The 12045-nt window shown below is 58.5% G+C and carries 11 protein-coding genes; 3 read left to right on the top strand and 8 right to left on the bottom strand.

Annotation, left to right across the window (positions count from 1 at the left end; all coding sequences use genetic code 11):
- Positions 1–22: 22 nt before the first annotated feature.
- From V8J85_RS08000 to V8J85_RS07990, 3 genes are all read right to left on the bottom strand, one after another.
- Entirely contained in the window at positions 23–871 is an 849-nt protein-coding gene (locus V8J85_RS08000) for a carbohydrate ABC transporter permease (RefSeq protein ID WP_339953198.1), read from the bottom strand.
- Positions 871–1824, bottom strand: a complete 954-nt coding sequence (locus V8J85_RS07995) for a carbohydrate ABC transporter permease (RefSeq protein ID WP_339953197.1) — start codon at positions 1822–1824, stop codon at positions 871–873. The genes V8J85_RS08000 and V8J85_RS07995 overlap by 1 nt, the downstream gene beginning before the upstream one ends.
- A 97-nt stretch (positions 1825–1921) precedes the next feature.
- On the bottom strand, positions 1922–3187 hold the full coding sequence (locus V8J85_RS07990; protein ID WP_339953196.1) for an ABC transporter substrate-binding protein: 1266 nt from the start codon (positions 3185–3187) through the stop codon (positions 1922–1924).
- A 160-nt stretch (positions 3188–3347) separates the two neighbouring features.
- Between V8J85_RS07990 and V8J85_RS07985 the strand changes: the two genes are divergently transcribed.
- Positions 3348–4151 (top strand): IclR family transcriptional regulator, encoded by an 804-nt coding sequence (locus V8J85_RS07985; RefSeq protein WP_339953195.1) that lies wholly within the window; start codon positions 3348–3350, stop codon positions 4149–4151.
- A gap of 5 nt (positions 4152–4156) precedes the next feature.
- Positions 4157–5218 carry an ABC transporter ATP-binding protein gene (locus V8J85_RS07980; RefSeq protein WP_339953194.1) on the top strand — a complete coding sequence of 354 codons (1062 nt, stop codon included), beginning with the start codon at positions 4157–4159 and terminating at the stop codon, positions 5216–5218.
- 6 nt (positions 5219–5224) lie between these two features.
- On the opposite strand, the gene V8J85_RS07975 is transcribed toward V8J85_RS07980, so the two are convergent.
- Complete coding sequence (locus V8J85_RS07975) at positions 5225–6022, bottom strand: DUF1194 domain-containing protein (protein ID WP_339953193.1); 798 nt, start codon at positions 6020–6022, stop codon at positions 5225–5227.
- Between the two features lie 101 nt (positions 6023–6123).
- On the opposite strand from V8J85_RS07975, the gene V8J85_RS07970 reads away from it, so the two are divergent.
- A complete protein-coding gene (locus V8J85_RS07970; protein ID WP_339953192.1) occupies positions 6124–7335 on the top strand; it encodes a threonine ammonia-lyase in 1212 nt (403 codons plus the stop codon).
- A gap of 84 nt (positions 7336–7419) precedes the next feature.
- On the opposite strand, the gene V8J85_RS07965 is transcribed toward V8J85_RS07970, so the two are convergent.
- From V8J85_RS07965 to V8J85_RS07950, 4 genes are read right to left on the bottom strand one after another with little or no spacing between them, the layout of a single operon-like run.
- Complete coding sequence (locus V8J85_RS07965; RefSeq protein ID WP_339953191.1) at positions 7420–8292, bottom strand: dimethyl sulfoxide reductase anchor subunit family protein; 873 nt, start codon at positions 8290–8292, stop codon at positions 7420–7422.
- Positions 8293–9054 (bottom strand): 4Fe-4S dicluster domain-containing protein, encoded by a 762-nt coding sequence (locus V8J85_RS07960; RefSeq protein WP_339953190.1) that lies wholly within the window; start codon positions 9052–9054, stop codon positions 8293–8295.
- Positions 9051–9218 (bottom strand): hypothetical protein, encoded by a 168-nt coding sequence (locus V8J85_RS07955; RefSeq protein ID WP_339953189.1) that lies wholly within the window; start codon positions 9216–9218, stop codon positions 9051–9053. The genes V8J85_RS07960 and V8J85_RS07955 overlap by 4 nt, the downstream gene beginning before the upstream one ends.
- On the bottom strand, positions 9215–12037 hold the full coding sequence (locus V8J85_RS07950) for a molybdopterin oxidoreductase family protein (protein WP_339953188.1): 2823 nt from the start codon (positions 12035–12037) through the stop codon (positions 9215–9217). Before V8J85_RS07950 ends, V8J85_RS07955 begins: the two co-directional genes overlap by 4 nt.
- Positions 12038–12045: the final 8 nt, after the last annotated feature.

Genomic DNA, 12045 nt, shown 5'->3' with positions numbered 1-12045 from the left:
GGTACACTCCGAAAAGAGGGTGTTACTTGACCGCGCCGAGGGTGAGGCCGGCGATGAAATGTTTTTGCATCAGGAAAAACATCAGGACGGGTGGCAGGGCCGCGACGATCGATCCTGCGCTCATCAGGTGATAGGCGGCGCGGAATTGCGAATTGAACTCGGTAATCCCCGCTGTCACCGGCTGCGCGCCCGGGCCCTGGGTCAGAACGACCGCCCAGAAATAATCATTCCAGATGAAGGTGAAGATCAGGACGGCGAGCGCGGCGAGCGCGGGCTTCATCAGCGGCAGCACGACGAAGAGAAAGATGCGCCATTCCGCGACGCCCTCGACACGGGCCGCTTCGATCAGGGGGAAGGGTAGGGCGCGGATAAAGTTGCGCATGAAGAGCGTGCAGAACCCGGTTTGAAACGCGATATGGAACAGGACGAGGCCTGTCTTTGTGTCATAGAGGTTCAAATTCACCGTCAAATCGCGGACCGGCACCATCAAAATCTGGAACGGCACGAAGTTCCCCGCGATGAAGATAAAAAAGATCAGGAGGTTGCCGCGGAATCTATAAACGCCAAGCGCAAACCCTGCCATGCAGGACAGTGCGACCGCTCCGATAACCGTAGGCACGGTGATAAGGAGAGAATTCCACAGATAGCGTGGCATGTTGGATTCGAGGAACACCTTGCCGTAGTTGTTCAACGCCTCGAAACTGCTGGGGATACCCCAGTAATTGCCGTTGACGAAATCTGTCTCGGGCTTGATCGAGAAGTTGGCGACGGCGATCAGCGGCAAAAGCCAGATGATTAGCATGAAGGGCAAAAGGACTTGGTAAGAGATTTGCCACTGGCGGGAGGTTTTTTCGATTGGGGTCGGAAACATCAGCGGCCTCCCTTTTCGTCCTGATACATCGACCACAGGAAGTAGACGATGAAGCCGAGCATGATGAAGAAGAGCACCACGGCGATGGCCGAGCCATAACCCATGCGGAAGCCGAATTCGGACAGTGCCTCTTCGAACATGTAGAATGACAAGACGCGGGTTGATCCGAATGGCCCGCCATTGGTCATGACGCTGATCAGGTCGAATGAGCGCAGCGCACCGATGATGGTCACGACGAAGGCGATGAAAGTCGCGGGCTTCAGCTGCGGCAGGATGACATACCACAGCATCTTGCGCCCCTTGGCCCCGTCAAGCCGCGCAGCTTCGACCTGTTCGGGATCGACCGCGTTCAGACCTGTCAGATACAGGATCATGCAATAGGCCGTCTGTGGCCACAGACCGGCGGCAATGATGCCATAAGTGGCAAGATCAGGATCGCCGAGGATGTTGACCGGCCCCGCGCCGAACAGGCCAATGACTGCATTCAGCAACCCTTCGCGCGGCAGGTAGAACCAGCTGAAGACGAGGCCGACAACGACTTGGCTAATCACGAACGGGAAGAAGAACAGCGACTTATAGATGCGAATCCCCCTCACCGTCTGGTTCAGGAACAGCGCGATGAAAAGACCCGCCGGAATAGCTAGCAAATACAGCACCAACCATCGGATATTGTTCCAGAACGACACCTGGAATTTCCGGTCCATATTCTGTTCGCCGAGACCCAGAAGACGTTCGTAATTGGCGGTGCCGACCCACTCAGCCTCTCCCAGACCATCCCATGCGTGGAACGAAATCCAGAAGGACTGCCCGATCGGGATGATCACGTAGACCGCGAAGAACAGCATCGCGGGCAGCAGGAACAGCCACGGCGTTATCGCGATTTCGTTGCGTTTATACCAGCCGCGCTGCACTTCGGCTGCGTCAGTGGTGGGAACAGCCGGGGATACCGACATGGCGTCTCTCCTGATGGGTCAACACATGTGAAAGACCGCACGGTCTTACAAATGGGTTGAGAAAGGGCGGGCCGCGATGGCCCGCCCCAAATCATTCTTATTCGTAGATACGCTGACGTGTCTCTTCGAGGCGGACCAGAATGTCATCCAGATTATCCGGGAACACCATGAATTCCTGCAGACCTTCCATGCCGACTGATGCCATCTCGGCGTCGAAGTCACGGTCAAAGAATTGCATAATACCGCCGCCGGCGTTACCTGACAGCATCTCGAAACCTTCGCGCAGGAACTTGTCATCGTCGATCGACGCATTCGCGTTCACCGGAAGCTGACCCAGCGCGTCGCCGCTGTTGATCTTGGTCTGGTTCTCGGCCGAAGTGACGAAGCGCAGGAACTCCTTTGCAGCGTCCATATTCTGCGCACCGGATGCGATGTGGAACGTATCTGTCGGCGCGTCTTCGGCATAGTCGACATCGGGATTGATCTTGGGGAACTGATAGAAGTCCAGTTGATCATCCGTCAGACCACCGTCACGGAACGCCGCGACCGAAAAGTTACCCATCAGGTATGATGCAGCTTCGCCGTTGACCATAAAGGGCAGCGCTTCCTGCCAGCTATAGGTCTGGTGATCGTCGATGAAGGCGCCCATGTCGATCAGCTCGCGCCAGTTGGCGAATGTCTGACGCACGCGGTCGTCGGTCCAAGGCACCTGACCCGTGGCCAATTCGATGTGGAAATCATAACCATTGGTGCGCGAGTTGATGTAGTCGAACCAGCCACCTGCGGTCCAAAGGAACTTGGTTCCAATCGTGTAGCACTTGATGCCGTTGTCCAGCAGGGTCTGGCAGTTGGCCTTTTCTTCTTCCCAAGTGGTTGGCTCTTCCAGGCCATACTCTTCGAAGATGTCTTTGCGATAGTAGACGCCCCATTGGTAGTAGGTGTAGGGCACGCCCCACTGCTTGTCGTCGAGTGTCATCGCGCCTTTTGTCGAGGCCAGTGCCTCAAACTCAGGCTCCGCCCAAAGATCGGAGATATCGGCGAAAAGACCCGCATCCACGTAAGGACGCATGCGGTTGGCGGCATACCAGTTCACGACGTCCGGTGGGTTTGCACCCAGCGCGTTACGGATCTGGGTTTTCCATGCTTCACGATCGACGATCGTCAATTCGATGTTCAGGTCAGGATGCAGTTCGGCGAAGTCGGCGACCATCCCCTCCATCACCGCGCGCGGGGCGGGGTTCGACATGTCAGACGTGATCCGTAGATCACCAGACAAAGCCGCGTGGCCGTCCGCGACGACCGATGTTGCTGTTACGCCAGCAGCAACCAACGCCGCAAGCGACGTTTTCAGAATGGAATGCATGTTGTCCTCCCAATGCTTCCTTAGTCAGTCAGTTTCATTATTTGAAACTTTGTTTTGGATATTGATACTAAACCGCGACTCGGCTAGCGTTGTCAACAGTTCAAGGCTGCACCGACGAGGAGGCCGGTGTCAAAAGTCGCGGACGATTAGGGGAGGAAATATGGGACATGTGACCGGCGACGGCACAGTCGGCAAAGCACTTAGCGTTTTGGATCAGGTGGCGGCCTTTGGGCGACCGGTACGGTTCGGTGAGTTGCTGGCCCAGTCTTCCTACCCCAAACCTACACTTTACCGTTTTGTCCAGACGCTGACCAACCAGCACATGTTGACCTACGACCCCGAACAGCAGACCTACGCGCTGGGCATCCGGCTGGTCCGCCTGGCCCATGCGGCCTGGGAGCAATCGACGTTGGCCCCGATTGCCCGCCCGCATATCGACGCGCTGAGTGCCGCGGTGGGTGAGACGGTGCATCTGGCACAGCTCGACAATGCGCAAGTGCTGTACATCGACAAACGCAATGCGGGTAACCCTGTGCAGATGTACAGCCAGGCGGGTAAGGTCGGCCCGGCCTATTGCACAGGTGTCGGCAAGGCGATGCTGGCGTTCAGCGCCCCCGACGTCGCTGACCGTATTATCGCCCAACAGAGCTTTCACCGGTTCACGCCGCAGACGCTGGACAATGCCAAGGCCCTGCGTGACGAGCTGCAGAATATTCGGATCAACGGCTATGGCTTTGACCGCGAGGAACACGAACCGGGGATCATTTGCATCGCGACCCCGATCCTGTCCGAAAGCGGTCGGGTGCTAGGCGCGCTATCGGTGACGAGCACGACGGCACGGACAAATCTCGCCGGGTTGGAGGGCTATGTCCCGATCTTGCAGGATACCGCGACCGATATCGCAAGGGATGCCCGAAACTGGAGCTTTCCGGATTACGAGACCAAAGAAACAACAAGGATGTAGAAGCCATGTCAGGTGTTACGCTGAACAAAGTGATCAAGCGCTATGGCGATGTCCAGGTGATCCATGGGGTCGACCTGCAGATCGAGGATGGGGAATTCTGCGTCTTTGTCGGCCCGTCCGGCTGCGGAAAATCAACGCTGTTGCGGATGGTCGCGGGGCTTGAGGAAACCACCGAGGGTCAGATCAATATCGGCACCCGCGATGTGACCCGAATGGACCCGTCGCAGCGTGGTGTTGCGATGGTGTTTCAGACCTATGCGCTTTATCCGCATATGACGGTCAAGGACAACATGGGTTTCGGGCTGAAAATGAATGGCCATCCCAAGGCCGAGATCGAAAAGAAAGTGGCCGAGGCCACCCGCATCCTAAAGCTGGAACAGTTTCTAGAGCGCAAACCCTCTGCCTTGTCGGGCGGTCAGCGCCAGCGTGTCTCTATCGGGCGGGCGATTGTCCGCGGCCCGGATGTTTTCCTTTTCGACGAACCGCTTTCGAACCTTGACGCAGAGCTGCGTGTCGAAATGCGGGTTGAGATCGCGCGTCTGCATAAGGAAATCGGCGCCACGATGATCTACGTCACGCACGACCAGGTCGAAGCGATGACGCTGGCCGACAAGATCGTCGTGTTACGCTTGGGCAATATTGAACAGGTCGGTGCGCCGATGGATCTTTACCGCGACCCCGACAACAAATTCGTCGGCGGCTTTATCGGATCACCAGCCATGAATTTTGTCGATGGGGTCGCCAACGGTGGCAATGTCAGCGCGCCTGGCCTGGGTATGAGCTTTGATGGCTTGCTGAACAGCTCTCACGACGGGAAGGCGCTTAGCGTCGGGGCACGACCCGAGCATCTGATGATCGATATGGCCGGCGACACGCACACGGTCGAATTGACGGAAAGTCTGGGCGGTGTGTCGTACGCTTATCTGACCAGCAAGACCGGCGAGCGCGTCATTGTCGAAGAACGCGGCGATCATCGATCGACCGAGGGCGACGTCGTGGGCGTGCAGATCGATGCCTCGCGCATCTATATTTTCGATGCCGAGAACGAGCAGCGCATTCGGACCTGATGCGGGTCAGGGAATAACAAACCCATTCCCGCGCTGCTGCCAGATCTTTTCCCCGATCAGGCAATCTGTCGGGTCGCGGGCGAGGTCGCCGGATTGTGCGTGAACGACCGGTGGCGGCATGTCGCCACCGATTTCCAGGACCAGCTTGCGTCGCACGGCCGCTGCAAAATCCTGCCAATCGGTCACAGGAAGCACAAACGCGCCGAAACCTCCGATGACGCAAGTCCGGAAGTAGATATCCAGATCATCCAGGTGCCAGGCAAGCCCTAGCCCCTCGCGGGTCATCAGCGGGAGGCCGTTGATGACGATACCCTGTGCCACCACGGCATTGCGTGCATGCAACACCGGACGTCCCTGATTGTTCGGGCCGTCGCCGGATATGTCGATGACCTGCCGAAAACCTGCATATTCATTGTCGCGCAACATGTCCGCCCCCATGAGCAGCGCACCAGAAATGGACGTCCTCCGCAGTGATGGATCGAACCGGGCGGTCAGCGCATCGGCGAAATCGTCGAGGTCGTCTTGTGTTTCGATCAAACGCCAATCAACGATTACCTCCTGATAACCCGCCCATTCCACATAGGTCAGTGCGATCCGCTGCAGGAATCCGCGCTGGATGGCTGCAAGCACATCGCCCGACCGCAAGGCTTCGGCATAGCCGCGCCGCTGTATCTCCAATTCGCGTTCGGTCATGGAGCGGGATACATCGGCCATCAGCACCAGCTCGAGGTCGACCTCGAGCTGCTCGGCGGCACTTCGCACGGTCAGGCCAAGCAGGACCAAAAACGGGATCATGAAACGCATGTCTTGACGATGGCCAATTTGATCCGATCGGTCCAATCACATTGCGAAAAAGTGTGGATTGCGGAAAGGTGCGCAGACGTCGCAAAGTTCGGGATACCGCATTGACCTTTACCATTGACGACATCCGCTCCGCCCACGCGGCGATAGCATCGGCGACGATCAAGACGCCGATGGTGCCTGCAACGCGGCTGTCCCATCATCTGGGGATCGACCTGCATCTTAAGCTGGAAAACCTGCAACACACGAATGCGTTCAAGGCCCGCGGTGCACTGGCGAAATTGCTGACGTTGGACGAGGCGTCGCGCAAAAACGGAGTCGTCGCATGCAGCGCGGGCAATCACGCGCAGGGTGTGGCGTATCACGCGACACGGCTTGGCATTCCGTCGATCATCGTCATGCCGGAAGGCACGCCGTTCAACAAAATCCAGCGGACAAGCGATCTTGGGGCAGAGGTTGTCATCCACGGGACGGGGTTTGACGATAGCGTGCAGTATACGCTCGATCTGGCGTCAGGGCGGGGAATGACCTTTGTGCATCCGTTCGACGATCCCGTCGTTGCGGCGGGACAGGGTAGTGTAGCGCTGGAGATGTTGGAGCAGCAGCCAGACCTTGACTGCATTGTGGTGCCGATTGGCGGTGGTGGATTGATTGCGGGAATGGCCGTTGGGGCCAAATCGGTGAAATCGGATGTCGGGATCATCGGCGCGCAGGCGCATGTATTTGATGCCGCAAAGGCGGACTTTGATCGTGGTCAGACGCATTTCGATGGCGCAACGCTTGCCGAAGGCATCGCGGTCCGAAAGCCGGGAGCGGCAAACCTTGCCGTGATCCGGGAACATGTGAGCCGCATAGACAGCGCAACCGAGCCCGAAATCGAGGCAGCGGTTTTCGATCTGTTGTCCTATGAAAAGCTGGTGGCCGAAGGCGCGGCCGGTGCAGGTCTTGCGGTAATCAAGAACAACCTCGCGGACTATGAGGGCAAGAAAGTCGGGCTGGTGATTTGCGGCGGCAATATCGATTCACGGCTGCTGTCGACGCTGATCGTACGGGGCTTGATGCGGGATGGGCGGATCACGCGGCTGTTGTTTGAGATCGACGATACGCCGGGACAACTATCCAACATCTCGCGGATTATCGGCGACGCCGGGGCAAACGTGATCGAGGTAATCCATCAGCGTATGATGCAAAGTGTCTCGCTCAAGCAAGCCGAGCTGGAGATCGTCATCGAAGCCCGCGATCAACGGCATGTGGATGATATTCTGAAGGTGTTGCGCGACAGCGGGCTCAATGTGCGCATGCCAGAGGCCCTTTAACATTGCTGTCCCGGGCTTGACCCGGGACCTCGTGGATTGAGACAGAGGCCCCGGATCAAATCCGGGGACTGCGCCGCACTTGTTTCAGCGTTTCCCGTAATACAGCCCCACGACATGTTCCGCCTGCGCGAAAAATAACCACCGTAATGTCAGTACGCCTGCGATATGGCTCAGCACTGCGAGGCCCGCGATGAGGTGGTTGGAAGCTATGAGGAGCAGCAGGACAGGGACGACAAAGGCCAATGCAATGGTGATCAAACGTAATTGCTGCGCGTGTTTGCGGCCCACGACGTGGATGAATTCGCGCATCAGGTAATTCGTGCCGGTATGCGGTGGTTCAAACGCGCGGACCTTACCGATGTGGCCCAAGCCGGTGGCGCTGGCCATATCGGTTCCGGCCTCGGCAAAGCGGCGATCGCCCGTGCCCCAGGCGAAAAGCTGCAGGATGCCACCAGCAATCAAAAGAACGGCCGCAATCTGCACTTGTCCGGCAAGCAGCGCGCCGCCGCCAAGTGACAAGAGCAGATACATCGCAGGCGTCGACCAGTGACGCCAACGCGGCACGGTTTTCATTTGCGTGTAGATCATCGAGGTCGTGAAGACGACGCCAAGCGAGGCGATCCCACCGACGATCCCGATCAATCCAAGACGGGTGCCTGCAAAGACCAGACCGGCACCGTAAATCGCCATGAGAAGCAGCGCAAAGACGGCGCAGATCCCTTCGCGACTGAGCCAACTTGTTTTCCACTGGCTGAACGCTTTGATCGCCCGTTCCGGGTGGCCCAAGTGGAATGTGGATGCGATCAGTCCGCCGACGGCAAAGATGTAGGCGATAGCGAACCAGATGAATGCGGCCCAGCCGGTGGGCGTGATAACGCCGATCCCCAGCCAAAACAGCAACCCGAAGCCCAGACCGGAAAACGTATTGAAAATGATAACGGATGGTGCGGGATGCATTTACTTTGTCCCTCCGGGGAGTGCCGAGAGTGCTTTGTCCAGCCAATGTGCGAAGCCTGCACCGTCTTGGGCGACAGGTTCGAGATAGGGCGCCAAGATGTCGATTTCAGGTTCCTGATCCTTAGGCCGTGGTGGCAGGTATTTGTTGACTGGTTTAGTGCCTTGTTCCGGCATCAGGTCCATGCCGCCGCGCTCGGCGACCAGTTGCGACACGTCGCTGTTCGGGTCGCCCAAGTCTCCGAAATGCCGCGCCCCCGCCGGACAGGTGCGGACGCAGGCGGGTTGCCGGTCTTCCTCGGGCAGGTTTTCATTATAGATGCGGTCTACGCAAAGGGTGCATTTCTTCATCACCCCTTCCGCCGCATCGAGTTCTCGCGCGCCATAAGGACAAGCCCAAGCGCACAGGCCGCAGCCGATACAGTCGCTTTCGTTGACCAGTACGATCCCGTCCTCGACCCTCTTATAGCTGGCGCCGGTCGGGCAGACCGTCACGCAAGGCGCGTCCTCGCAATGCAGGCAGGATTTGGGAAAGTGGATCAGCTGCGCCGCACCCTGATCAGGCTGCACCTCGTAAGAATGGACCCGGTTGAGGAACGTGCCCGACGGGTTGGCGCCATAGGCGTCCTGATCTGACAGCGGTGCGCCGTAGTTCTCGGTGTTCCAGCCTTTGCAGGACACGACACAAGCATGGCAGCCGACGCAAGTGTCGAGGTCGATGACAAGGCCGAGTTTCTTTTCGGTGTGGGTGGGGAGTTGGGTCATACGATCGCTCCTTCTGAGAGGTTGGGAGCCTCCGGCGGGAGTATTTTTGGCAAGATGATGAGGGATGTTTCACGGCTGTCCCATGTGGCGACATAGTAGATGAAACTACCCACGGTCAGCACGAGGAAGGCGGCAATCAGGAGGAGGATTTGTGCGTTGCTCATGATCCCACTTTCCATGCCAGTTTGTTCGGTCCTTTGCCGACTGGCGACTTGATAGCAGGCATCGCCGGTTGTGCTTCGTTCGGGACAGCGGATTTCTCGATCTTCACCCGCAGGTCGAACCATGCCGCTTGACCCGTGACCGGGTCAGAGTTCGCCCAGCGTAGCCCGTCCCCTTGTTCCGGTAGGAGTTCATGGATCAGGTGGTTCAGCAGAAAGCCCTTGGTGGCCTCCGGCGCGTTTTCGTCCAGCGCCCAGGCCCCTTTGCGTTTGCCAATCGCGTTCCATGTCCAGACCGTGTTTTCGTTCAGGCTCGCCTGATGTGCGACGGGCACGACGATGGACCCATGGGCAGACGAGACTTTGGCCCAGTCGCCGTCTTGGAACCCGTTCGCCTCCCAAATCTTGGTCGGGACATAAAGCGGGTTGTGTCCATGAATCTGCCGCAGCCATGCGTTTTGCGTTCCCCAGCTATGATACATTGCCATTGGCCGCTGGGTCAGGGCGTGGATCGGGTACTCTTCGGGGTCGACATGGCCGTCCTCGAACGGTGGATACCAGATCGGTAGCGGGTCCATCGTCACCTTGATCCGACCGCGCAGGTGGTCCGGTGGTTGTCGTTCGCCGATCCCTTCGGCGGCCGCCTGAAACTTGCGCAACGGCTCCACGTAAAGCTGGAAGATGTAGGGCTGTACCGCATCGTAGAAGCCCATCTTCACCGCCCAATCCTGATAGGCGGCGTTGAAGGGTTTGTAATACGTGGCCTCCTGCGGAACATGCTCGATCCAGAAACCGCCATTGTCGATATAGCGGTCGATCTGGTTCGGGTTCACTTCGCCGCGGCCATGGTCGTCGCCGTTACCACGGAATCCGGCCAAGGGGCCGACGCCCGGGCGACGGATGTGGTTGGTGATGTAGTCGGCATAGTCCTTGTATTTCGCCGATCCATCGTCGTTCACGAACCCGGGCATCCCCAGCCGCGCACCCAGATCGCAGAGGACCGATTGGAATCCGCGGACGTCCCGGTCCGGTTCGACCACCGGCCAGCGGATAGCGTCGGCGACCCCGTCCGCCTCGCAGATCGGGCGGTCGAGAAGCGAGATGCAATCGTGCCGCTCCAGATAGGTTGTGTCCGGCAGGATCAGGTCTGCATAGGCGACCATCTCGGAGGAATAGGCGTCGGAATAGATGATGTGGGGGATCACGTAATCGCCGTTTTCATCCTTATCCGTCAACATCTTATGCACGCCGCCGGTATTCATTGACGAATTCCACGACATGTTCGCCATATACATAAACAGCGTGTCGATCTTGTAAGGCACGCCCGCATGCGCGTTGGAAATCACCATATGCATCAGCCCATGGGCCGACATCGGGTTTTCCCAGCTATAGGCCTTGTCGATCCGCTTGGGTGTGCCGTCTTCTTCTAAAAGCAGGTCCTCTGGCCCATGCGTATAACCCAAATGTGGGCCATCGAGCGGCGCGCCGGGCGTGACCTTGCCATGCGGCTTCGGGTGCGCCGTCGCTGGCTTGGGGTAGGGCGGCTTGAACCGCATGCCCCCCGGTACTTCGACCGAGCCGAGGATGATCTGCAGCACGTGCAAAGCGCGGCAGGTCTGGAACCCATTGGAATGGGCCGAGATGCCGCGCATGGCGTGGAATGATACCGGGCGCCCGATCATCGCATCATGTTTCTTGCCCCGGAAGTCGGTCCAAGGCTGGTCAATCTGGATCGCCTCGTCAAAGGCGACCCGTGCCAGATCAGCAGCGATTGCGCGGATGCGGTCCGCCGGAATGCCACAACTCTCGGCGACCGCCTCGGGTGCGTATTCGTCGGACAAGTAGCGGTCGGCCATCAGGTGGAAGACCGGGCGGTGCGTGATCCCCTTGGCGCGATAAGTCGCCGAAAGGTCAGGCTCGACGCCCTCGCCATTCCATGGGGCCAACTGCCCCGTGCGGCGGTCAATGACCTGCGGTTGTCCATCAGCGTCGCGCAGGAACAGGCCGAATTGGGGTGAGTTCTTGTCCTCATTCACCAGCGCAGAAGCATTTGTGAACCGGGCGAGATAGTCCAGATCGACCTTGCCCGCCTTCATCAGGCAATGCACCAGCGCAAGGATAAACTGCCCGTCAGTCCCCGGTGTAATCCCGACCCAATCATCAGCAACGGCATTGTAGCCTGTGCGGATCGGGTTCACGCCGATCATCCGTGCGCCACGGGCTTTTAGTCTACCAATACCCATCTTGATCGGGTTGCTGTCATGGTCTTCGGCCACGCCAAACAGCATGAACAGCTTGGTCCGTTCCCAATCGGGTTGGCCGAATTCCCAAAACGCACCGCCCATCGTGTAGATGCCCGCAGCGGCCATATTCACCGAACAGAACCCGCCATGGGCAGCGAAATTGGGCGTGCCATAGGCCTGTGCCCAGAAGCCGGTGAATGATTGCGACTGATCCCGGCCCGTAAAAAACGCCAGCTTCTCCGGGTGCTTCTCGCGAATGGGTTTCAGCCACTCAACGGCCTGACCCAACGCCTCTTCCCACGAAATCTCTTCAAACTCACCCGACCCGCGCGGCCCAACCCGACGCAAAGGCGCCCGCAGCCGCGACGGTGCATTGTGCTGCATGATCCCCGCAGACCCCTTCGCACACAGGACCCCTTGGTTCACCGGATGATCGCGGTTGCCTTCGATATAGGCGACCTTACCCTCCTTCATATGCACGTTGATTCCACAGCGGCAGGCGCACATGTAACAGGTTGTCTTCCGCACCTCGTCTGAGACTTTGGGCGATGTGTCTAGCGGTGGCTGGTCAAGGGACATGTGGCTAC

Origin of the sequence: Yoonia sp. 2307UL14-13, assembly GCF_037572755.1 — a bacterium.
GTDB lineage: Bacteria > Pseudomonadota > Alphaproteobacteria > Rhodobacterales > Rhodobacteraceae > Yoonia.
Note: the sequence above shows the minus strand (reverse complement) of the source record. Positions and strands in the feature narration are given on the sequence as shown.